The organism is Streptomyces sp. NPDC048171, assembly GCF_043202655.1.
Classification (GTDB): Bacteria; Actinomycetota; Actinomycetes; order Streptomycetales; family Streptomycetaceae; genus Streptomyces.
The window spans coordinates 15,909-37,088 of record NZ_JBIDAU010000022.1; the positions used below are offsets into that span (position 1 = coordinate 15,909).

The following is a 21,180-nucleotide window of genomic DNA, read 5'->3' on the forward strand; positions in this document are numbered from 1 at the left end:
AATCTAGTTATCCCTAACCGGCCCTCCTCGAGGTTCGTCCGTACCGTCCCGACGCTCCTCCTCCCGGCGCTACCGTGGAGGGCACACGTCAGCAACCCCCTCTAGGAGCGTCCGATGAGCGAGCAGCCGGCCCCCGTGCCCGACCGCCAGCCCCTTGACGAGAGCGCTGCCGCATCTGCCCGGGCCTACGCGGCCGAGCAGCGGGCCCGGGTCGACGTTCTCGCCTCGGTGCTGGAGGACATCGCGGAGAACGGCTACCCGGCCGCCGAGTCCGGCGTCCTGTGGGAACAAGCCCGTGACGCCCACCTCGGGCGCCTCGCGGGCGAGCAGCCCCGTGTCGCCTGAGCACGCACCGCGCCGCTCCCAAGTCGTCCTGGTGAAGCCCGCGCTGAGCCAGCTGGCGAAGCTGACCGCCGCCGAGACCCACCGCCTGGACCGCGTTATCGTCGCCATCAGCGTCAACCCCGACCTGGGTACCCCGGTCCCCGACACCCTGCTGCGCGACTACACCGACGACGTCGACGGGGTCCGCGTCATCTACTACGTGACCGCCCTGCGGCAGATCACCATCGTGGCCTACGTCGAGGCGTAGCGCCGCTACCGAGCCCCAACGCTGAGCACGCTCGCGGACCCGCCCGTAAGGCGCACCCCGAGCTGCCGGGCAGCGTCGGCTCGCGGGCGCCGGCCGTGCGTGCCCGGATCTGGCCGCTGCCGGGCCACCGGCCGTCCCGTGAAGGCTGATGGCCCGGTGGCTGCCGGGCGGGTGGCCCGGCAGGTTGGTGATCCGGTTAGGTGGCGGGGTCAGGCGTGGGGGGACCAGAAGGCGACTAGCCTTGCAGCGCCGTGCTCGAGACCCTTCCAGGAGCCCTGGAAGGTGAGGGCGGCGATTGCGCTGGTGGGGAAGCCGGATCGGTTCATGCGGGGCAGGAGGTCGCCCTCGGATTCGCCGGCGAGGGCGTCGGCCAGGCCGTGGATGCCGGGGTTGTGGCCGAGGATGAGGAGGTCGTTGACGTCGTCCGAGGTCTCGTTGGCCAGGGCGATGAGATCGCTGGGACTGGCCTCGTAGGCGCGGTCCTCGTAGACGGTCCTGGGGCGTCCCGACAGTTCGGAAGCCATCAGTTTCCAGGTCTCCCTGGCACGGGCAGCGGTCGACACGAGCGCGAGGTCGGGCACGATGCCGGACCCGCCGAGCCAGCGGCCCGCCACGGGAGCGTCCTTGCGACCCCGTTCGGCCAGGGGGCGTTCGTGGTCGTCGACCGCGTCGCTGCTCTCGGACTTGGCATGCCGGACCAGCACGATCCGTCGTGGCGTACCGCTCATGGTGTTCTCCTTCTGACGCCGAGTCGGATGTTGGGCGTTATCGACCTGATGCCCTGCACTGGTATTTGTGTGCATGTATCACCCGAAAGAGGCGGTATGACGCGACTTCCCGCGCGGGCCCGGGCCGGGTGGTCATCATTCGCCGGCGGTGCCCGCACATGTCGCTCGTGTGAGTAAGCGTGCGAACGGCGCATTCAGGTGTCGGGCCGTCAGGTGCTGCTGTGTGCCGGGCGCGTGACGGGTGGGGCTGTGCTCTGGTCGTGCGACTCAGCCGCCAACACGACTCATCACGCCCCGCAATCACATGACTGCATAGCGTGGTTGCAGGTGAGGGGTTGTGTATGAAACCTGCTCGCCTGCTCTCCGCGCTCGCCGCCTTCGTGTCCGCCGGCGCCCTGTTCGTCTCCGCACCCGCCGTCCAGGCCGCCGACGACCAGGTGCTGCCGCTGCGTCAGGCCGTTGCTTCCTTGCCCGTCGCGGATGAGGACCGTACCGGCTATGACCGGGACCTGTTCCGGCACTGGGTCGACGCCGACCGTGACGGCTGCGACACTCGCCGGGAGGTCCTCCTGGAGGAGGCCGTGACGGCGCCGGAGGTCACCGGCCGCTGCACCCTGACCGCCGGCACCGGCACCTGGTACTCCTGGTACGACGACACCACCGTCACCGGCTCCCGCGCCACGGACATCGACCACCTCGTCCCGCTCGCCGAGGCCTGGGACTCCGGCGCCTCCACCTGGACCCCCAAGCACCGCGAGGAATACGCCAACGACCTCGGCGACCCCCGCGCCCTGGTCGCGGTGACGGCCCGCTCGAATCGGCAGAAGTCCGACCAGGACGTCGCAGAGTGGCTGCCCGCCGAGAACGTCGTGTGCCGCTACATCGGCGAGTGGACCGCGGTGAAGCTCCGCCACCGGCTCACGGCCGACCCCACCGAGCACGCCGTCCTGACCGAGCGGGCTACCGGCTGCCCCAACGAGCCCGTCCGCATCATCCCCACCGACTGACCCGCACCACCCACGTGCCCGGCCCACCCGACCCGGGACGTCGTCCGGGGGCGCACACCCGTGCCCCCGGCCACCGCCGGGGCGGCGATCCTGCCCCGCGAGACAGAGAAGAGGCACCCGCATGAGCGACATCATCCAGATCCGGGCCCGGATCGAGACAGCCGACGTCGACCGCGCCGCGACCGACGCCTGGATCTACCTGGGCATCGCCGGCCGGGAGTTCTGCCTGGATCCCGGCAGCGGCAAAGGCTACTTCGAGCGGGGCGTGAAGACCTGCTTCGTGCTGGGCGAGCAGGGCGGCTCCGACGGCGGCGAGGCGGGCTTTAACAACGTGCCCGTCGAGGACCCGGAGTACAACGACCCCCGCACCCCCAGCTCGACACCGACGACCTCGACCTGGCCCCCCGCCTACATCCGCTTCTCCTCCGCTGGCAGCAACCCGGGCTGGTGTGTCGAGCGGGTCAAGGTCACCGTCGACAACCTCCGCCTGCGCGAGAAGAAGGACAACCGCCAGCTCGGGCTCCACGAGCGCTACGGCGAGCGCCTCTTCCTCTACAACGTCACCAGCGACTGACCCACCCGACCCCGGCCGGGCCCTGCACGGCGGCCCACGGTGCGGCCCGCTGCCGACCGGGCCGCACCACCCCGCCACCCGGGGCCCGGCGTGGCCGTTGGCGGAGTGCCGGCGGCGGGTGTTGTAGCTGGTCAGCCAGGGGCGCTCCCGCCTTCCGCGCAATCCCTCGACGGACTTTGACCATTCTAGTGATGACCAACGCCGAAGCCGCCGGCTGGCTCACCGCCACGGCGGCCGGGGAGATCTGACCCGCGTCCGGACACACCACGGGCCCCGGGGGATCAGCCATGACGTCCCCGGGGCCCGGCTTGGGGGCGCACGGTCCAACGACGCTGCGCCCCCCGCCGTCACGCGGTGGCCGGCTGCGGCTCGGTGATCACTCGCCTACGTGTCGCTTCGATCGCCTGGTGGGCAATGGCAGGCAATGCCCGCCGGGCCAGGTTGGACCTACCTTCGCACGGAGAACTGGCGCACGCCGGGAATGTGACGCCCTGCGGACGATCTCCCAGGTGAAGCTGGGGGGAAGTGGAATGGCTGGCTTGCGAGTTGGCGGGGTACGCAGCCGAAGTGTTCTGTGGAGTGGGGCGGGGTGGTTGTCGTGCGGCCCCCTCTTGGGTGGTTCTTCAGCACAGGGGGCCGCACGTGAGTGCGGCGTCGGTGTCCGGCGCGCGTGGTGTCCATGATGGCGGACGTTGCGCTGTGGGGGGGGCAGAAGTGACGTATCCGCCCTAAAGTGCTGAACTTTCGTACCTGTTGGTGTGCGGTGGGGGTGGCGGAAGGTAGCGCGTGGTGGCGCGTCAGCTCATTGTTCCGTAACTTCATGATCACGTGGCGTGTTCGGTGGTGTGAGGGGCATTCTGGCGGTCCTTCCTGACGACGCGTCAGCACCGTTGTCAGGAAGGGCTGTTGCTGCCTTCACGAACAGAAATCGAGTGCGATGTCGCGTACGAAAGTGGTGACTGTGGCCGTGCTGGTCACGGTCCTCGCCTGGAGCACGGTCATGATCGTGCTGGGGCATGCGGCCGCCGCCGCTGTCCTGCTTCCTTCTGCGGGGCTGCTCGTCCAGCAGACCGTGCAAGCCTTGACTGCCACCGGTCCTTCGGCCCGGCCGACGGCGAACGGCCCTACGGAGCCGGACGGGCAGGAGGCGGCGCGGTGATGCCTTCCTCGGGGCCGGCCCAGCCCCCGTCGCCGCCCGGTACGGCCAAGCGCGGCCGGCCCCCGGCACCGATCTCGCCGGACGCTGGCCCCTCGCACCGCGCCTGGCTCGAACCCGTTCGCAGCACCCTCTTCACCAGCGGCCTGACACTCGACGACCTCGTCGATCGCTCCGGCTACTCCAAGACCCGCATCAGCGAACTCCTGCGCGGCAACGGCTACTACCCGGCCTGGGAGATAACGTTCAGCGTCACCCGCGCCCTGGGCGTCCCCACCCAGCCGCTGCGTCGGCTGTGGACCGCTGCCGCACGAGAAGCCCGCAAGGGCAATGACTGGATCCAGCACTGCATACAGCAGGTCGCGCACGACGGCGATACCCCGCCTCTGCCCTACCAGGCATTCACCGAGACCATGCAGCCCGCGTACAGCGAGTACGCCCGCGCCTTCCTTATGACCGACCAGCGCACCCGGTTCGTGGTGTATGAGACCTTCGACATCCTCTGGCTGTCGTGGGGCGAGGCCGCAGCCAGCGCCAATCTCAACCGCTACGCCTGGCAGCTGTTCCGCTCCCGCGTCATGCTCCGCACTCCCCGCTACCCGGACGGCCAGCCCGACCTGCGCGCCGCAGTCTTCTCCACCCGCGAGATCCACGACAACAACCCCGGCCACCTTGTCGCCCTGACCGAACTGATCGACTTGTTCGATGCCCTGACCCGTCTGCCTGACGATCAGATGGACGTGGCCGTTCTGCAGCACCTGTGCGGCCTTTCCGCAGTCCAGATCCCCGACGTCCTCGGGATGCCACCCGCCATCGTCCGCGCCGTCGACCACCACGCCCGCGCAACTGTCGAAGTCCTCCTCAACGCCCCGACCCCGGAGTGATCACGCTCGCCATGACTGCCGTCGACCAGCTCCTTGCCCGAGCCCGCCTCCACCCGCGTCCCGACGTCCCCGACGACACGGTCCCCTACCAGGACACCGCCTATCCCGCCGGCCTGGACACAGCTCCGTCCGGCAGCCCCCACGACCTCGATCAGGCAGCGGCGCGCAACCTGCGCACGCTGTGTGAGACCGCCATCGCCACTCTCACCCCCAACGCGCTGGACTTCGTCACCGATCAGGTCCCCGACCTGCACACCGCCTGGCTCCTGGGCTGTGCCCTGCAGGTCGCGGGCATCGAGCACGGCGCCCGCTTCTGGTGGCAGTACGCCGCCGGCGACGGCCACGCACCTGCCTGCTACTGCCTGTCCCTGCACCACCTCGCGCGCGGTGAAGAGCACGCTGCGGCCTTCTACCAGCGGCAGACATCCTCCGACACCGTCTCCGAAGGCGACCCGCTCACCGTCTCCGGCATTTGCCCGCCCCGGGACATCAGCTTCGACTCCAGCCTCCCCACGGTCCTGCGCATCCTCAGCCAGCTCACCCCTGGCGGCAGCGCACAACACCGCCGGCACCGTATCGATGCCCTCACCAACTACCTCGCCGATACCATCAACCGCCACTACACCCGCCACCCAAGCGTCGAGATCCCCGTTCCCGAACCTCTCTTCGCCGACCGGGTCACCTGGCTGCTGACGGCCACGCTGCCCTGGCCGCGAAAGCCTCGCCGCCCCAGGCCGCCCAGGCCCGCACTGCCGGCCCGCCGAACACCGCGCCCGAGCTGCAACACCATCCCAGCTCCCGTTGCCGGCCAGGGCATCAGCACGATGTCGGCACACTGACGGACGGCAGGCCGGGGGAACGCGGCGCTCAAGCCGAGCCGAAAGCGCTGCTGTCTGTCGGCAGGTGTCAAGGGGAGTGCTGCTGCTGACGGACAGAATGCGGGCCGCCCACGAGGGCGCCAGAGCCCTCTATCGCGCAGCCGACCTCAAGGCCTCCGCACAGATCGGCCCTTCGCGATACCCGCGCCGCGCACGTCGCCTGCCGCCTGGCCGTCGACGCCCTGAAGAAGGCCTCGGGGAGCATCGGTACAGCAGTTACCGGTGAGATCGATCTTGGTCAGGGCATGAGGGCGCTGACGCGGTTCTCGTACTCGCGGCGGGCCTTGCGCTGGGCCGGAACCGCCGGGGCGCCCTGGACGCCGTCGAGCGGCTGGCAGCGGGCGAGGAGCCCTCGGTGCACGGCGGGGATGGCGGTGACGCGCAGGGTGTAGCTCTGGCCGCGAGAGGTCTACGCTGGCCTCCTGAACAGCGGTGATGCGCTGACCGCTTGAGCTCACCACCGTTTGCCGACAGGGTGCTGTCTGGGCAGCTCGAGGCAAGCTCCTGTGCTCGTACGGCTACGGCGAACAGTCGTGCAGCGCATGGTGACGCTTGGGGCTGGATGGGGCGTGCCTCCGAGAGCGGCGCCGCCCGCTCTGATGCTGCCGGCTCGCTCGGGCCCATGCCTCCGTCCGCCATGCGGAGCAGCGCACCCGCCTCGGTGCCGACGCGGTCGCCCGGCACGTCGCGGAACGCGTCCCACCACATGTCGCCGCAAGGAGTAGCGGACGTGACTCGACCTTGCACCGAGGGGGTGGAGGCGAGGGTGGAGCACTCTCGGCAATCCAGCTGTGTACTATCCCACTAGTACAGTGAGACAGTGCATTGGTGGAGGTTGTGCGTGTTCGCATTCCGAGTACTTGACCGGTCGGGGGTGCCGGCCTATCTGCAACTGGTCGATCAGGTGCGCCGCGGCCTTCTGCTGGGTCACCTTCAGGAGGGTGACCAGCTGCCCACCGTGCGGGCGGTGGCGTCCGGGCTGGTGATCAACCCGAACACCGTGGCCAAGGCGTACCGTGAGCTGGAGCACGCCGGGCTGGCTGTGGCGCGCGCAGGGCAGGGCACCTTCGTCACCGGCAGTATCGAGCAGGTGCCCGCCGCGACGTATGCCCGGCTTTCGGGCAGGCTGCGGCAGTGGCTCGCTGACGCGCAGGGAGCGGGGCTGGCCCCGGAGCAGGTGCGCGCGATGGTCGACGCGGTCTTGGACGCCGACCGGCACCGGGAGTCGGCATGAGTTCCGATGCAGCTGTCCAGATCGATCGCGTGGGCAAGCGCTATGGCCGTAGCTGGGCGCTGCGTGACTGCACGCTGTCGCTGCCCTCAGGCCGAGTCATCGCCCTCGTCGGCGCCAACGGTGCCGGCAAGACGACCTTGCTGCACCTGGCCATAGGTCTGATGCGGCCCACTGAAGGCACCGTCTCCGTGCTCGGCACGCCCCTGCGGCCGGGTCGATCCCAGTCCCTGTCGCAAGTCGGGTTCGTCGCCCAAGACCACCCCCTGTACCGCGGGTTCACCGTGGCCGAGATGCTGCGCTACGGCCGCAAGACGAACACGCGCTTCGACCAGGCGGGCGCAGAGCGCCGACTGCGGGACCTCGACATCCCGCTCGAGCGCAGGACGGGCCGTCTCTCCGGTGGCCAGCAGGCGCAGGTCGCCCTCACCCTCGCTCTCGCCAAGCAACCTCGCCTGCTGGTTCTGGACGAGCCCGTCGCCAGCCTCGACCCGCTGGCCCGCCGCGACTTCATGAAAACCCTCATCGACGCGGTGGCTGAGAGGGACGTCACCGTCCTGCTCTCCTCCCATGTGGTCACCGAACTAGAACGGATCTGCGACCACCTGGTCCTGCTGCGCGGCGGGCAGGTATGCCTCTCCGGCGACATCGACGACCTACTCGCCGGGCACCGCCTGCTGACCGGCCCCCGCGTCGACGATGCCGCTCTGGACGGTCTGGTCGCCGCCACACACGGCGACCGCAACAGCCACCTCCTGGTACGCCAGCCGACCACCGCGCCCACCCACCCACGATGGGAAGCCCACCCTGTGAACCTGGAAGACCTCGTCCTCGCGTACCTCGAAGGGCAGGACTGAGCAGTGCTCTGGGTAACCTGGCGCCAGCACCGCGCCGCCCTACTGACGGCCACCTTCCTGCTGGCAGCCGTCACCGTCCCCACCCTCATCAGCGGCTTCGCCATGCACGATCAGTACCGAGCCGACGGCATCTCCGCCTGTGTGGCCGATCCCGAGGCACGCGCGGGATGCGCGCAACTGGTCGAACAGTTCGCCGCCCAGTACGGCGAGTGGGGGAACCGGATGGTGTGGGTGGCCTTCCTGCCCGCGCTCATAGGCGTCTTCCTCGGCGCACCCCTGCTGGCCAGGGAGTTCGAGAACGGTACATGGCGTTTCGCCTTCACCCAGGGCGTCTCCCGCACCCGATGGCTCGTCACCCAGCTCGCCGTGGTCGGCACCGGGGCGGCCGTCCTCGCGTTGGCCTGCTCCCTTCTGTTCACCTGGTGGCGCCAGCCCCTGGACACGATGAGCAGCCCGATGCGCACTGCGGCATTCACTGTGTCTCCGGCCCTGGCGGCACTGACACTGTTCGCCCTGGCTCTCGGCGTGTTCGCTGGAGTCCTGCTACGGCGGACCGTGCTCGCCATGGGCCTTACCCTCGCCGTCTACCTCACGGTGCGCATCACTCTGGAGGAGACGCTCCGGCCCCACTACCTGAGCCCCCTGGTCAGGACAGACGCACCGAACGCCCAGGAGGCAGCCGATGCGCTTCCTCCGACAGACTGGATCGTGGACGAAGGACTTCTCACCGGCGCGGGCCACAAGCTCTCGGACGGCAAGAAGAGGGAGATCCTCAAGCAGGTCTACGACGGCGACACGGTCCGCGAGGGCGGCGCTGCTCTCGAACGCTACCTGGCCGAACACGGCCTGCGGCACTACACCGAATACCAGCCCGCGGACCGCTACCCCATCATGCTCATGATCGAGATCGGCCTCTACCTCGGGCTGGCCCTGGCGCTCTTCGCCGCTGCTGCCCACCTGGTACGGCGCCGGACTTCCTGACAGCCCTGCGAGCGCCGGCCCCAGCTTGATCGGCAGGGTATCTAGGCTGCCTGGCCCCCGTCGTCGTCCTCGTCCAGCTCTGGCGCGTCTGGGTCACGCAGCGGACGCAGGGCGCCGGCGGCCGGGGCGGAGGCGGTGAAGTACCGCGAGCCCACCGAGCAGAAGTGGCGCGACTTCCAGCAGCACTTCGAGCTGCGCAAGGTGTCCCTTGGTACCTGCGGACGGCCCTACGGAGCCCCGTGCAAGCACGAACACGCTTGCTTCTCTGAACTATCGCCTGGTTCCCGCCGAATGAGCTGTCGAGCTCATCCATTCCGGTAGGCGCGAACCTCACGACTTCAGCACATCTTCCCGATCTTCAATGCTCGCGCCCGCTCTCCACTGTTCTCCGGGCGGATGCGCTCGGCCAGGCAGTGCCGGTGGGAGATGATGGTGTGGCTTCCTGGACCGTCGCTGCTGCGCGAGTCCAGGACGAGGGCGTCTCCACCTGGGCCCAACGTGATCGGTTCACCACAGAAGTCGCAGCTCCAGACCAGCGACTCCAGGTCGGCAGGTCGGATGGTAAGCCGCACTGATACCGGTGGATGCCAGCGGTGGATTTGCTCGATCACTGCATCGATCTGTGAACCGACGGGTGGAAAGAGCGCGAGTAGTTCGCCGTGGCTGCTCGTGGTCTGGGAGAACTGCTGGATCATGTCGATAGAGGCCGACAGACCGGCGTTCTCGTAACCAACGATCTCAACGAGAACACCCCATGGGTGATGGCTGATGACCCTGACCTGCACCTTCTGGCCAGGCATGAGCGCCAGACTCTGCGTCTCGAATCTTTCCATGAACCGCTTCCCCATCCCTCGGCCCAACAGGCCGTGCCTGGTGGCGCTCATGCACGCGTGTCGTCGACGTCGGAGCCGATCACCGCGCTCAGGGCCCGCAAGGCGCCATCGTATTGGTGACGGTCGAACTGGAACGGACCAAATTCCACATAGTCGCGGGCCTTGCGGTGCGGTTACTCAAAGGCGTCCCAGGTCACGAAGTCGGTCGTCGCGGTGATGCGGGCCATGAGGGGCCAGCATCCCCACTCGCCGCATTCACAACCGAGAACGGGTGTCTTCGGCCCCATCGCGTTGGTGGACCGTCCGAGGAAGTGATCCTGCATCGGGCCGAACCGGAAGAACTCCGGAATCAGACCGCCGTAGGCGTCGCCTGCGGGCTGCATCCCGGCGGCGATCTCGAACCCGTCGATCAGCTCGGTAAGTGGTGCTCCGTCGATGCGGGGGACGATCACGAGCGGGCCGCCGTCGCCACGGCGCTGGCAGTCGAACCGGATGTCATTACTGGTCATCCAGTGATTGTGTCAGCGAAGCCGTTCCCCCCGCCTGGGTGGATTGAGCTGCGGCTATGCGCGGCATGCCGAGGTCGATCGCCGTACCGCCGGAAGCTCGTCGGTCCATCTGAGCAAGCTTGTCTTCGGCGCCAGCCAGGCTGACCCTGAGCCCTTCGACCTCCCCGAGCCAGCCCTCGCGCTCGGCCTCGGCGATGCGGGCGACGAGGTTGTCGCGGATCTCCTCCAACCGGCCGCGCTGGGCCGGGTCCGGCCGGAGAAGCGAGCAACGAACGCAAGCGTGTTCATGAACACAAGGGCTTGAAAAGGCGCGACCGCAGGTGCCGATGGAGACCTTGCGCTTCTCGAAGTGCGCGAGGAAAGCGTCCCATTCCTCCTCGGTGGGGGTCCGATACTCTTCGCTGGGCCGGGCAGCCCTGCGGCGGGTGATGAAGGCGCGGTGAGCCTCGATGGTCTCGGCCGGGGAGACCGCCTTGTAGCCCATCGTCGTGTCAAGACTCCGATGCCCGCAGAGCACTTGCGCGATGTGCGGTGGCAGGCCGTTCATGATGGCTTCGGTCACGAAGATCCTGCGGAAGTCGTGTGGGGAGAAGACGAGCGGTTCGCCGCTGGCATCGGTCAGGCCCGTGGTGGCCAGCGCGTTGATCAGAAGCTTGCGGAGCGCGGTCGGAGTGAAAGCGCGGTGTTCGGTGCCGATATCGCGTTGGAACAGCAGCGGCATCGGCGGGTTCCAGACCCGCTCGTGGACGTCGTAGGAGGTCACCAGCGGGATCGCGCGGCTGCTTCCTCGCAGGCGGTGGATGATCGTGGAAAGGATGTCCGCCAGTTCCGGGCTGATCAGCAGGAGCCGTTCGCTGTCGGTCTTGGAGGGGGCTACCTGCAGCAGGGGCACGACTTCGCCGGTGCTTGGGAGCCGGTATTCGGTGATGCTGTGGTGGGTCAGCTCCAGGAGTTCCTCGTTGCGGATGCCGGTCATGCGCAGGACCTCGATCGCGGCGAAGGCCCAGAAGGCTTCGGTCTCCTCGTGGGTGAGGTTCCGCCGCCGCCCGGTCGAGGTCTCCTCGGCCCAGATCAGGTGCCCGGCAGCCTTGGGCGCGACGGCTCTGCGCAAGGCCCCGGCGGTGTCGGGGATCAGATCCCCGGGCCGGGTGTGTTCGGCGGCAGCCAGTAGTTCGGCTGCGGCGCGGCGCCTGCGGTCGGCGGTGTCGGTCAGCACTGGCAGGACGGGAAGCCGTTCGCGGGTGCGCTGGTCCATCCGGGCCTTGCGGTGTTTGCGGTCCTTGGCCTTACTGATCTCCTCGTCGCTGATCGGGCAGGGCACCACCCACGGCGCCCAGCGGGCCGGCTCTTCCGCAGCCCAATGGGCGATGTCCAGATAGAAGGAGCGGACGCGGATGAGCTCGTCCTTGGCGTTCAGCCTGGGGCTGGCGACCTCGACGGCGGTGCCGTCCGGACCGATCGTGGTGCGCTTCTTGGTGGCTATGTCCGTCTTCCAGGCCCGGGCCAGTGCCGGTGGCAGCCGCAGGGAGTCAATGCCCGGCGAGAGCACTTCGATCCGGGTCCAGAACAGCCCGGCCAGCGTCCGCGACACCGCGTCCAGGCTGGTGTAGTCCAAGGACGGCTGCCGTTCGCGCAGGTAGTCCACGATCAGGTCGCGGACCGGGCGGCATTGGATTGGATAGCGATCCACGAGTTCTTCGATGCTCAGCCGGCTGGCGGCAAGCCCGAACGCCCGGATCGTGGCCGGGGCGTCCTCAGGGAAGACACCCAAGGCTCGCAGCCGAAGGTAGAAGTCGACTTTGCGCTGACCCCCGCGGACATGGATCCGACGTAGGGAGTCGACCAGCTCCACGCAGTCGCCGACGGTGATGTCAGCGATCGACCCGCCCTTGCAGGCCAGGAGCATCGCGATCCGAGTCGCTGCGATGGTGACTTCCCCTCGGGCGCTGACCGGTCCGGACTCGGCCAGATGCACCAGCCGTGCGAACCCCTCGGGGTCGCGGACCTCGGCCATGACCGGAGCCAGGTGCTTGTGGGTGCGGGTGAGCATCCAGGCCAGGTCGGGACGGATGACGTCGCCGCAGACCAGCATCAGCAGCCCGGAGGTCAGGTCAACGCGCTCATACGACGGTGACGGCCCACTCTGGCGCAAGAAGCGCAGCGGAAGATCCGTCCAGTCCGCGCCAGGGATCTCCTCGGCGCCGCTAGCCTTCCACCGCTGCTGCCAGGTATCCCCGGGGAGGCTGGACAGCCAGCGCAGAAGCTTGGCGACCCCGCGCCGCCGCCCGGCCCGGGTGGCGTTGGCCGCTGGCAGGAACGGTGGCGCCGTCAGCCGCCGCAGCACCTCGTCCGCCGACAACTGCGCTGTCGTCGGCCACCATGCCTCTGCGGAGCGGGGCGGGAACCGTTCCCGCAGTACGTTGTTCCGTGCTCGGGCCTGTTCGACTGTTGCATTCGCGGTCTGCAGTTGTCGGCGGGTCGAGTGCTTCGTGGTGGTGGTCATGAAGACCTCCCGAACAGCACGTCCAAGGCTTCTGGGTTGTAGCCGGGTGCGGGAGGCGGCGGCACCGGCTCGGTGTGCCGGTCTGCCTGTCGGGCGTGGTGGGCCAGCACCTCGGCCACGACCTCGTCCTGGCGAGGCGCGAGGTAGATCTCGGTCGTGGTCAGATGCGCGTGCCCGAGGATCCACTGCACGTCGGTCAGCGTCAGCGCCGGGTCGCGCACCATGCGGGCGGCGGCGCTGTGGCGAAGGTCGTGAAAGGTCCAGTCCGCGCCGAAGGTTGCGTTTACCCGCTCGAACATGCGGTGGGCGCCGTGGTAGGTCAGCGGCTGAAACGGACGTCGTAGCGTCCACCACACGGGCTGCGTCCGGCCCCTCGGCACCAGCCCGTGCAGCTCGTGCTGGTAGAGCCGCAGCCATACGAACGCATCTGCCGAGGCCGGCACCTGCTGCCGTGCTCGGGAGCCCTTCCGTACAACGCTGATCAGCTGCTGCCCAGGGTCGACGTCGCACTTCCGGACGCCGATCAGCTCCGAGGCCCGGACTCCGCTGGAGATCCAAAACGCGATCATTGCCCGGTCCCGGTTCGACCGCAGCGCCGCGAACAGCGAGTTGAACCACTCGTCCGGGATCGAGCGCGGAATCCGGCGCGGAACCGTGGGCCGGTAGCGGCCGGTCCGCTCTGGCGCCCAGGCTTCCATCGGGTTGTGGTGTGCGTGCGCACGGCCGGAACGACGAGCCAGGTCCAGCGGGAACGGGTTGAGCAACGGCCCGGATCCGGCATCACGGTGCAGGTCGTAGAACCTGCGCAGCACCGTCTCGCTGTGGGCGACGGTCGACGGGGCATAGCCGAGCCCAGGGCTCGTCTTCCCGGTTACGGGGTTCGGGGCGCCGACGGTGCGAGCTGGCCGCCGCTCGGCCGCGGTTGCTCGCGGCTTGACCGTCAGCTGGATCCAACAGCTGAAATCCCGAGCGTCCACGCGTGTCGCTCGCTCCCACGGCACCTCGACCGCGTGCAGGAACCGCCACCACCGCAGCAGGTCCATGCCGTAGGAACGGACGGTTGCAGCCGCCTTCCCGGCTGCGAGCAGCTCCTGGAAGAACACCGCGACTGGCGCCACGACCGCGCCGTCGGCGTCGACGAGCCGGTAGGGCTCGTACCGGTCGCCGGTCTCCACCAGCCGACCCCACCGAGGAACGGTCAACCTCGACAGATCCCGCTCGGGCACACCATCGTTCATCACGACCGCAGACCATACTGGGCCGCAACCTCACCCGTGCCCTGAACTGCACGATCAACCTGGTTCGTTCAGTCAACGGGGCATCCGCTGCCCGGTCCTGCAGATCGACCCCCGACAGCGTGGCCGCCTCATCGAGATCATCCAAAACCTCCGCGACCGCATCCGCGAGGCCCGCGACAACGGCTGGCTCGGAGAAGTTGAAGGGCTCCAGGTCAGCCTCGATGCCGCCACCACTGTGACCTTGCCGCCGCCGGCCGGGACGGTGCCGGTCCCCGCCCTCCCCGGTCGGCCGCAACGCCCCACCGGCACCCGCCGGTGGCGCGGAACCCTGCCGCGCTCCCGGGGAGCCGGCCACGGTCGACTCCGGCCGCGGGACGCTTCCGTCGCGCCCGGCCAACGGGTGTGCGGGCGCGCGAATCGTTCGTTGTACGAGCGCTCATGCACAGTGCCAGCATGGTGCGCGAAGGCAAGCAACCGGGGTGGTCTCGTTAGGTCGGGGAACGCGTTGGCTGCTGGCGGGCGGGGTCACCATCGTGGCGTTCGCTGTGCCGACGGTGGTGTGCGGGACGTGGGTGTTCGTGCCGCTCGTGGAGGACGTGGGTGCGCGGTGGGGCGCCGCCTCGGCGTCGGGCGCCGCCGTGGCCGCTCTTGCGGTGCTCTGGGGCCAGGGTTTCGCCACCTCGGACGGCACCGCGGGCGACGCGACGGTACGCCCGCCCCGCGTCGAGGCGTCGGGGGAGCGGGCGGTCGCGGTCGCCGGACCGGTGAAGGGAAACATCTCCACCGGGGACAGCGGTTCGCCCCGTGCCGCCCCACCGCCCACGGCTCCGCGTCCGGCGCCCGGACCGCGGACCGCCGACGAGTCGGCCGCGCCCGGCTCCGTGACGGCCTCCGGGGAGCGGTCGGTCGCTGCGAACGGCGGGGTGGAGGGCCACATCACCACCGGCGACCAGCCCGAGGAGGGGCCACGGGCGTGAGGTGGCCGTTCACTCGCAGGACCCGCGCCACCCGGCCGGGCGATCACCCCGTCACCGCCGACGCCACGGCATCCGGTGAACGGGCGATCGCGATCAGCACCCAGGGCGGCGCCTTCCTGGGCGTGGCGAGCACCGGCGACCACACCACGATCGTGCACGTACCGCCGGAGGAACTGCGCCCGCCCGCCCACGTCGACGCCCCGCCGGAGTTGCTCAGCCTGCCCGCAGCGGCGCGCGGCGTTTGTCGGGAGGGACCGCGAACTGGCCCTGCTGGACGGCACGTCAGAACGGACGGACCCGCTCGTGGTGCAGGCGCTGCACGGACTGGGCGGGGTCGGCAAGGCCCGCTTCGGTGACCGGAGCCCCTACCGCTGACATCCATACTGGCCGGCCATGGTCAACGACATGCGGCAACTGTTGGCTGCAGTACGATCATGACACCGCCCTCGTGCGCGCGCGAAGAGCGAACCCCGGGCCCGCCCTGGCTGCGCAGCAGCTTGGTCGGGGCTGACTCGTGACACAGATGCAGAGCCCGGCGAAGACGGTAGCTGGGGCAGACACCCTGCCAAGAATTGATGAACTTGCGTAGGTGCCCAATTATCAGTGCCCTGGGAGCGCTGCCCCGGGGTCGGATCTGTTCAGAGCGTGGTGCTGCAGGGCTTGTCGCGATCCGTAAGGCGGCTACCTCCGGCATGGTTACCGGGCAGTGCTGCTGGGTCGTGCTCCTGGCGTGTGGCATAGAGATCAGACCGCGTCGTTCGAGCCCGCGGGACAACTGGGCTTTCCCGAGTGGGCGAAGCCAGGTCACTGAGCCAAGCTCCGCCATGTCGGCCGCAACTGGCCGCGACGCTGGACCCGGAGCGGGCGGAACGACTGTCCGCCATCGGGATGGGGTGGGCGTAGAGGACGCCGATCCGGGCGGGGAACACCACCAGGCCGTGATCGCTGTAGGCGATGCCGACCTGGCGGTGCTGGTGCACTAACCCGCTGGCCCTGGACGGCGAGAGCCGGTGACCGACGAGGGTCACGTGAGCAGGTGCCGGTAGGACCGTGACACCCACACGGGCGGCGCCTTCGGCGAACACCCGACTGCGCCCCCAAACGGCCCGTTACGCACGGTGCATGCTCAACCGTGCTGCGCGGCCTGAGTGCCGCGTTCCTCGTCTCCCTGCCCCTGACGGTTGCCAGTGCCTGCCCAGGCCGCGGAGATCTTGTCCCTGACCGAGGCGGTAGCCGCCCTCCCGATCGCCGCGGAGTCCCGTGCGGGCTACGACCGGGATGCCTTCCGCCACGCTGTCGGGCGTGGACGCCAACAACGCCTTGATCACCTCAAGTGTTGGGCGGGTCAAGCGTATTGAGTTGATGCATCGAGTGAAGCGGGCGCCCGAGCGTAGGTCGAGAACGACGTATGTAAGTCGATGTCGTCGAGTAGGCCGTCACCTACGCCGCAGCGCCCGTTAGGGCAGCCGGTCCTCGTCGACCAGGTCGGAAACGCCCAGTTCCACACGCGCCGCCTCCAGGAACGGGTCCCGAAGCTCCTTCAGACGTTCCCAGATGTCACCCCCTGCCGGAAGCTCCCTGTAGACCGCCTCGTCCATCCGCCACGCGTAGCTCTCCGTCGCTTCGCGCAGGACAGGGGAGCAAACAAGATCAATACATTTCTGCAGGTACCACATGCGGTGCGTCGCCGAGGCAGCCTCTGCCCAGTCCACATCCTCGTTCCGGAAACGCCTCTCCGCCAAATGCTCGACCAGCTGCGCCGCCTCCAGGAACTCCCTGACAGCTTCCTTCCGCTCGGCGCGAAGAGACGCCAGACGCTCCAGTCGAGCCTGTGCCCGCGACGCTCGCGTCACCAGGAACTGGACCCCGAACGAACCTCCGGCACCGAGTAGCACGCCAAACAATGGCAAGACAGCATCCCAAGTCATCCCGTCATACCACACCACCGTCCGATTCCACTGCCCACGTCTTCCTCGAACCGTGACCGCACACGGCCATAGCGAAAACCTCCCGGGACAACAACGCCGACAGCGCGCCACCCCGGAGGATGACGCATCCTATGAAGATCGTCGGCAGCCGGGCCCGGGCTACCGGCGTGGCCCGCTGGTGCAAAAGGGGGTAACACAAAGCTGTGTGCGGGCAGGTCAGGGCCCGTGGAGGCAGTCGTCTGGTCGTGGCGCGAGCGCGGGGTTGTGTATGAGGGCGACGGTCTGGACCGCGTGGTGGAGGCCGTTGCCCCGCTGCCGGCAGTCGCGGAGGATCTTGTAGTTCTTCATCCGGCCGATCACATGCTCCACCCGCGCACGCACCTTGCGGTGGGGGGCATTGTCGGCTTCCTCGCCCGGCAGGAGAGGCCGGTGCGGGCGTTTGCGGTGCGGCACCACCATCTGGCAGGTGAGGTAGGCACCGTCGCCCAGGACGGTGACGCCCTGGCAGTGCGCGGCCAGCCCTGAGGCCCGCCAGGCGTGCGCGTCCGCGGTGGTGCCCGGCACCGGGTGAGCGGCAGCGATCACCAGGCGGGTGTCGGCATCGACGATGACCTGCACGTTCGCGAGAACCGGTAGTTGCGTGACGATGAGCCCACGTGACGGTCGCGGACCGGGACCAGGGCGCCGTCCACGATCCACAGCCGGTCCGCCGTATCGCAGGGCGGGAAACGGGCTCGAGCGCCAGCAGCGGACCGAGCCGCTGAATCACACGGCACACCGTCGAAGAAGAGACACCGAACAGCGGGCCCAGCTGCCGCATGGTCAGGTTCGTGCGGTAGTACACCGCGACCATCAGCACCCGCTCGGCCAGCGGCGGCGACCACGGCCGACCCCGCAGTGTGCCGTTGCCGCCCCGCTCCCGCACCACCTTCAACAATCCCGAGAACTGCGTCATCCGCAGCCCCGTGAACGTCTCAACCCACACCCGCTCGGCACGTAAGACCCCAGCCATACAGAAGAGATGCCCAGCTCACGGCCTTGTGCAACACCCTTTAGCTGTCCATCAGCGTTCGATGTGGTACCGGCTTTGAGAGACAACGGCTTGGCGGAGCTTAGCGGTGAAATCAGGTGTGCGGGCGATGCGGTCGACACCGCCGGCTTTGCTCTGACGCAGGGCGCTCTTGAAGTTCTGCTCCAGGGTGCCCGTCATACGGGACATGAGGTCGTCGCTGAGGTGGTCGAGGTCGATGTTGAGCAAGTCCCGGGGGGTGGGTTGCCTCAGCCGGGTCAGGGTGTGGGCGGACATAGCTGCCAGGGGGTAGAGCCAGTTCTCCAGGGTTTCTCCGAGCAGGGGCCGGTCTTCGGCGTATTGAGCGAGGAAGGTGCGGAGGCGGGTGTGGACATCGAGGCAGAGACGGTAGACGTCCAGGTCGTGCCGAGGGGAGAAGATCTGCGCGTAGTGCTGGTCGTCCAGTAGCAGCGCGTCCGAGTGTCGCAGGGCGGTGTGTGGTTCGCGCTGGACGAAGGCGGTGAACTCCCGTGCCAGACGGGTCATGCTGATGACCCGGTCGAGGGGGAAGCCGAGATTGCGATAGTAGCTGGCGCGGCGTTCGTAGTAGTAGCCACCGGCGTGGCCCAGGCTCTCCTCGATGTCCTTCTGGATGGCTTCGGTGGCTCTCAGGGCGCCGGCGGGCAGCTGCGTCTGGCTGTTCGTGGCCCGGATGATGCGGTCGCGAGCGGTACCGGACTCGGGTGCGACCACGATCTTGACCAGAAGGGAGCGGTCGCGGTGCTGACCGCCGTTCTGAACGTAGCTGTAGATCTCATGGCTGGTCTGCAGCCCGTTGACGATCTGCGGTTCTTTGACGACGATCCTTTTGCCTGCGATCTGGGCAGCGTCGGCGACGACGGTCACACCGTTGTTGAACCACCAGAAGTCCTCGCCGGTCCCGGACTTGAGGGTCTCACCGATTGCGTTGTTCACCGCAGTGGACCCGGCGTAGTCGCGCACGTTCGATTCGAACAGTTCAAGTCGCAGTGCTTCGTTGTCGGACGTGATGAAGCGGTAGTACTCGTCCAGGCGAGCCAGACACACGTATCCTTCGCCGAGCGAGGTGCTCATCGGGGTCTCGGTGAAGACTAATTGCGCGACCGCTTTGGCGCCCCGGGCGGTGCGTTCGCGTAGATCAGCGGCGTTGAGGTATTCCAGATCTGCCTTGGTGTCAGAAGTGATTTTGGCGAGCTCCCGCCGCAGTCGGTCGCCCTTGGCCTTCACGTTGGGGTGCGGGGTCTCGGCGGCTTTGCTGGCGTAGATCACCTTGATGCGTACCTGCGGGAATGATGACGCCAGCTCTTCGAGGATGTGCAGGAAGCGCCGTGTGCGGTCCAGGAGCTTGGCGTTCGTGTGTGCGGCCAGGTCATCTTCGTCCCGGCTCATGTCCAGCAGTGTCGGAAGATGGAAGTGGAGCTTCTCGACAACGGTCTCCTGGTAGCCCGCCGAGGTCTTGGCTTGCAGGATCACCAATTCGATCTTGCCAGCACGAGATGGCAGAAACTGATGGGCATCGGCGGTGACGTAGCGCTCGTCAACGAAAGTCCAGATGCCGTCGATGCCGCAATCGTGAGCACCGTCCACGATGCCGTCCATGATTTCGTCGTTGTCGAGGTCCCAGTCCTGCAGGGCCTTGTCGGCAGCGAAGAAAGTGAAGAAGTCGTCCCTGCTCTTGTCTGGTGCCAGCTTCCGATGCTGGTCCTCCAGGATACGGTCGAGTAGCCGCTGATCGTTGTTCTGTACGGACGTCATACAGCACCACCCCCCACCAAGGCGTCAAACCCGGACAACGATGTTGGCAGGCTGATGAGCCAGTGAACAGCCCTCGTGTTGCACAGAGTTGCGGAGAGCTGCTGGTGGCTCGAGTGAGTGCCGGCGAAGCCACGCTACCTGCAGTCGAGGGCAACTCGATCGAGTGCACCTTGGCGGGCGGAACGGTAGAGCGGCAGTTCGGCGGTCATGTCCAAAGGTCGGAGACGGACTGCATCGGTGACCACCGCTCAATGAGCTTCTTCAGCGTTGCAGCTCCAGTGTGAGGACTGCCTTGGCGATTGACGTCATGCGGTTGGGGCTGCAGCGGGACCTGCGGAAGGTCCGCCAGGACTCCAGGCGGGCGACGCCGCGTTCGACGGGTGCTCGTGCCGCGGCCAGGGCACGGTTGCGGGTCCTGTCGGTGGGAGTGAGTTCCTGGAGGGGCTTGCGCTTGATGCCGGTGGTGAGCCATGGGCCGGCGCCCTGGTAGGCGAGATCGGCCACGATCGGAACGCTCTGGCGCTCGCAGATGCGGATGATCCGGTGGGTGCGTGCGGCAGTCAGGTCGTGAGTGCGGCCCGGCAGAGCGGGCGAGAGCCATGACAGCCGGCCGCCGGGATCGGTGACAACCTGCACGTTCACGCCGTGGTCGAGTGCGGCAGGATGGATGACCACCGAGGCCCCCGAGCAACGTGACTGAGACGTCAGACACCTCGATCAACAGCTCGGGAGCCTCGCTCGTTGCGCATGTCGGCTCATCACCCGATCGGTGGCGACCTCGAAGAAGCTCAATGAACACGGTCTGTTACCGCTGGCAGAGGTGGGCTGGGTCATCTCGCGCGTGCGTCCTGGATCGTCTGGTGGGTCTGTACCAGCACGGGGAGATCCCGGTGTTGACCCGAACGCTGGAGATCGGTCAAACCCGCAGGTCCTAGCCCCGATCGGATGAGTTGGCGGACGTCTTTCGGTGTGCGGCTGATGGTCATGGTGGGTGCTGCTGTGCAGGGTGTAGAGCGGTGTGGCGTCGGTGTCGGTGAACGGCCGCAGCCGCAGCGGGGGGGGGGCAGTGTCATGCCGGGCATCTTGGTGCGTCATGTTCTCCGGCGGTCATCGGGTTGTCCGGACGGCCGGGGGGCGTGTGCGCCGGCCGCCGCACCCCGGCAGCCCTGGCTTTGTGCCGGTGCTGCTGTTAAAGGCCGGGTGCGTGGTGGTGTCCTCTCGGGCGGGGGCTGCCTTTCGAAGCGGCTGCGGGTCGGGTGGGTGGGTTGGGTTGGGGTTAGGGGGTGGGGTGGGTGGTGAGGGTGGTGGTGAAGATGGGTTGGTTGTTTTGGTGGCCGGTGATGTGGGTGGTGTGGGGTTGGTCTGGGGTGTGGGGTTGGCTGGGTTGGTCGTGTGTGTGGTGGGTGTGGCTGGGGGTGTGGGTGGTGATGTGGGTGGGTTGGTCGAGTTCGGCGTATTGGGTGAAGTGGGCGGTGAGGTGGTGGGGGTGGGTGGGGGGTTG

General features: G+C 68.2%; 20 protein-coding genes and 3 pseudogenes. 11 read left to right on the plus strand and 12 right to left on the minus strand.

Annotated features, from left to right (window positions below):
• The first annotated feature begins 114 nt into the window (after positions 1-114).
• Entirely contained in the window at positions 115-345 is a 231-nt protein-coding gene (locus tag ACGF3J_RS37600) for a hypothetical protein (protein WP_393856013.1), read from the plus strand.
• Positions 335-592: a hypothetical protein gene (locus tag ACGF3J_RS37605; protein WP_393856014.1), complete on the plus strand. Its 258-nt coding sequence runs from the start codon at positions 335-337 to the stop codon at positions 590-592. The genes ACGF3J_RS37600 and ACGF3J_RS37605 overlap by 11 nt, the downstream gene beginning before the upstream one ends.
• Positions 593-801: 209 nt before the next feature.
• On the opposite strand, the gene ACGF3J_RS37610 is transcribed toward ACGF3J_RS37605, so the two are convergent.
• Positions 802-1,320 carry a SixA phosphatase family protein gene (locus tag ACGF3J_RS37610; protein WP_393856015.1) on the minus strand — a complete coding sequence of 173 codons (519 nt, stop codon included), beginning with the start codon at positions 1,318-1,320 and terminating at the stop codon, positions 802-804.
• Positions 1,321-1,661: 341 nt separating this feature from the next.
• Here ACGF3J_RS37610 and ACGF3J_RS37615 point away from each other — a divergent pair, with 341 nt between their 5' ends.
• The 5 genes from ACGF3J_RS37615 to ACGF3J_RS37635 all read left to right on the plus strand — a co-directional run bounded on the left by ACGF3J_RS37615 (position 1,662) and on the right by ACGF3J_RS37635 (position 5,780).
• The gene (locus tag ACGF3J_RS37615) at positions 1,662-2,327 is read left to right on the plus strand and encodes an HNH endonuclease family protein (RefSeq protein WP_393856016.1); all 666 of its coding nucleotides are present in this window, start codon (positions 1,662-1,664) and stop codon (positions 2,325-2,327) included.
• 121 nt (positions 2,328-2,448) lie between these two features.
• Positions 2,449-2,901, plus strand: coding sequence for a hypothetical protein (locus ACGF3J_RS37620; protein ID WP_393856017.1), 453 nt, complete (start codon positions 2,449-2,451; stop codon positions 2,899-2,901).
• 961 nt (positions 2,902-3,862) lie between these two features.
• Positions 3,863-4,060 carry a hypothetical protein gene (locus tag ACGF3J_RS37625; RefSeq protein ID WP_393856018.1) on the plus strand — a complete coding sequence of 66 codons (198 nt, stop codon included), beginning with the start codon at positions 3,863-3,865 and terminating at the stop codon, positions 4,058-4,060.
• Entirely contained in the window at positions 4,060-4,941 is an 882-nt protein-coding gene (locus ACGF3J_RS37630) for an XRE family transcriptional regulator (protein ID WP_393856019.1), read from the plus strand. The genes ACGF3J_RS37625 and ACGF3J_RS37630 overlap by 1 nt, the downstream gene beginning before the upstream one ends.
• A gap of 11 nt (positions 4,942-4,952) precedes the next feature.
• Positions 4,953-5,780: a hypothetical protein gene (locus tag ACGF3J_RS37635; protein WP_393856020.1), complete on the plus strand. Its 828-nt coding sequence runs from the start codon at positions 4,953-4,955 to the stop codon at positions 5,778-5,780.
• A 277-nt stretch (positions 5,781-6,057) separates the two neighbouring features.
• Here the strand turns inward: ACGF3J_RS37635 and ACGF3J_RS37640 are convergent, their stop codons facing one another.
• Positions 6,058-6,180: a hypothetical protein gene (locus ACGF3J_RS37640; protein ID WP_393856021.1), complete on the minus strand. Its 123-nt coding sequence runs from the start codon at positions 6,178-6,180 to the stop codon at positions 6,058-6,060.
• 480 nt (positions 6,181-6,660) lie between these two features.
• Here ACGF3J_RS37640 and ACGF3J_RS37645 point away from each other — a divergent pair, with 480 nt between their 5' ends.
• The 3 genes from ACGF3J_RS37645 to ACGF3J_RS37655 are packed head-to-tail and all read left to right on the plus strand — an operon-like array spanning position 6,661 to position 8,888.
• Complete coding sequence (locus tag ACGF3J_RS37645) at positions 6,661-7,053, plus strand: GntR family transcriptional regulator (protein ID WP_393856022.1); 393 nt, start codon at positions 6,661-6,663, stop codon at positions 7,051-7,053.
• Positions 7,050-7,907, plus strand: a complete 858-nt coding sequence (locus tag ACGF3J_RS37650; RefSeq protein ID WP_393856023.1) for an ABC transporter ATP-binding protein — start codon at positions 7,050-7,052, stop codon at positions 7,905-7,907. The genes ACGF3J_RS37645 and ACGF3J_RS37650 overlap by 4 nt, the downstream gene beginning before the upstream one ends.
• Positions 7,908-7,910: 3 nt before the next feature.
• Positions 7,911-8,888 carry an ABC transporter permease subunit gene (locus ACGF3J_RS37655; protein WP_393856024.1) on the plus strand — a complete coding sequence of 326 codons (978 nt, stop codon included), beginning with the start codon at positions 7,911-7,913 and terminating at the stop codon, positions 8,886-8,888.
• A gap of 41 nt (positions 8,889-8,929) precedes the next feature.
• Here the strand turns inward: ACGF3J_RS37655 and ACGF3J_RS37660 are convergent, their stop codons facing one another.
• From ACGF3J_RS37660 to ACGF3J_RS37680, 5 genes are all read right to left on the minus strand, one after another.
• Positions 8,930-9,088 (minus strand): hypothetical protein, encoded by a 159-nt coding sequence (locus ACGF3J_RS37660; protein WP_393856032.1) that lies wholly within the window; start codon positions 9,086-9,088, stop codon positions 8,930-8,932.
• Positions 9,089-9,226: 138 nt separating this feature from the next.
• Positions 9,227-9,721 carry a hypothetical protein gene (locus ACGF3J_RS37665; RefSeq protein WP_393856025.1) on the minus strand — a complete coding sequence of 165 codons (495 nt, stop codon included), beginning with the start codon at positions 9,719-9,721 and terminating at the stop codon, positions 9,227-9,229.
• Positions 9,722-9,894: 173 nt separating this feature from the next.
• Positions 9,895-10,230, minus strand: a complete 336-nt coding sequence (locus ACGF3J_RS37670; RefSeq protein ID WP_393856026.1) for a hypothetical protein — start codon at positions 10,228-10,230, stop codon at positions 9,895-9,897.
• On the minus strand, positions 10,220-12,733 hold the full coding sequence (locus ACGF3J_RS37675; protein WP_393856027.1) for a tyrosine-type recombinase/integrase: 2,514 nt from the start codon (positions 12,731-12,733) through the stop codon (positions 10,220-10,222). Before ACGF3J_RS37675 ends, ACGF3J_RS37670 begins: the two co-directional genes overlap by 11 nt.
• The gene (locus ACGF3J_RS37680) at positions 12,730-13,971 is read right to left on the minus strand and encodes a tyrosine-type recombinase/integrase (protein WP_393856031.1); all 1,242 of its coding nucleotides are present in this window, start codon (positions 13,969-13,971) and stop codon (positions 12,730-12,732) included. Before ACGF3J_RS37680 ends, ACGF3J_RS37675 begins: the two co-directional genes overlap by 4 nt.
• A gap of 533 nt (positions 13,972-14,504) precedes the next feature.
• Here ACGF3J_RS37680 and ACGF3J_RS37685 point away from each other — a divergent pair.
• Positions 14,505-14,948 carry a hypothetical protein gene (locus ACGF3J_RS37685; protein WP_393856028.1) on the plus strand — a complete coding sequence of 148 codons (444 nt, stop codon included), beginning with the start codon at positions 14,505-14,507 and terminating at the stop codon, positions 14,946-14,948.
• A 1,457-nt stretch (positions 14,949-16,405) separates the two neighbouring features.
• Here ACGF3J_RS37685 and ACGF3J_RS37690 read toward each other — a convergent pair.
• The 5 genes and pseudogenes from ACGF3J_RS37690 to ACGF3J_RS37710 all read right to left on the minus strand — a co-directional run.
• A complete protein-coding gene (locus ACGF3J_RS37690) occupies positions 16,406-16,894 on the minus strand; it encodes a hypothetical protein (protein ID WP_393856029.1) in 489 nt (162 codons plus the stop codon).
• A 198-nt stretch (positions 16,895-17,092) separates the two neighbouring features.
• Positions 17,093-17,888: pseudogene (locus ACGF3J_RS37695) on the minus strand (transposase family protein).
• A 51-nt stretch (positions 17,889-17,939) separates the two neighbouring features.
• Complete coding sequence (locus tag ACGF3J_RS37700) at positions 17,940-19,679, minus strand: AIPR family protein (RefSeq protein WP_393856030.1); 1,740 nt, start codon at positions 19,677-19,679, stop codon at positions 17,940-17,942.
• A gap of 261 nt (positions 19,680-19,940) precedes the next feature.
• A pseudogene (locus ACGF3J_RS37705) lies at positions 19,941-20,327 on the minus strand (transposase family protein); the annotation flags it as partial.
• A 628-nt stretch (positions 20,328-20,955) separates the two neighbouring features.
• Positions 20,956-21,180 (minus strand): annotated as a pseudogene (locus tag ACGF3J_RS37710) (transcriptional regulator); the annotation flags it as partial.

What these genes read in the sequence shown, in the direction of transcription:
- ACGF3J_RS37600 (WP_393856013.1), top strand. Translation starts at nt 115, where the DNA reads ATGAGCGAGCAGCCGGCCCCCGTGCCCGACCGCCAGCCCCTTGACGAG.
- ACGF3J_RS37610 (WP_393856015.1), bottom strand. Translation starts at nt 1,320, where the DNA reads ATGAGCGGTACGCCACGACGGATCGTGCTGGTCCGGCATGCCAAGTCC.
- ACGF3J_RS37615 (WP_393856016.1), top strand. Translation starts at nt 1,662, where the DNA reads ATGAAACCTGCTCGCCTGCTCTCCGCGCTCGCCGCCTTCGTGTCCGCC.
- ACGF3J_RS37620 (WP_393856017.1), top strand. Translation starts at nt 2,449, where the DNA reads ATGAGCGACATCATCCAGATCCGGGCCCGGATCGAGACAGCCGACGTC.
- ACGF3J_RS37630 (WP_393856019.1), top strand. Translation starts at nt 4,060, where the DNA reads ATGCCTTCCTCGGGGCCGGCCCAGCCCCCGTCGCCGCCCGGTACGGCC.
- ACGF3J_RS37635 (WP_393856020.1), top strand. Translation starts at nt 4,953, where the DNA reads ATGACTGCCGTCGACCAGCTCCTTGCCCGAGCCCGCCTCCACCCGCGT.
- ACGF3J_RS37650 (WP_393856023.1), top strand. Translation starts at nt 7,050, where the DNA reads ATGAGTTCCGATGCAGCTGTCCAGATCGATCGCGTGGGCAAGCGCTAT.
- ACGF3J_RS37665 (WP_393856025.1), bottom strand. Translation starts at nt 9,721, where the DNA reads ATGGAAAGATTCGAGACGCAGAGTCTGGCGCTCATGCCTGGCCAGAAG.
- ACGF3J_RS37670 (WP_393856026.1), bottom strand. Translation starts at nt 10,230, where the DNA reads ATGACCAGTAATGACATCCGGTTCGACTGCCAGCGCCGTGGCGACGGC.
- ACGF3J_RS37675 (WP_393856027.1), bottom strand. Translation starts at nt 12,733, where the DNA reads ATGACCACCACCACGAAGCACTCGACCCGCCGACAACTGCAGACCGCG.
- ACGF3J_RS37680 (WP_393856031.1), bottom strand. Translation starts at nt 13,971, where the DNA reads ATGAACGATGGTGTGCCCGAGCGGGATCTGTCGAGGTTGACCGTTCCT.
- ACGF3J_RS37700 (WP_393856030.1), bottom strand. Translation starts at nt 19,679, where the DNA reads ATGACGTCCGTACAGAACAACGATCAGCGGCTACTCGACCGTATCCTG.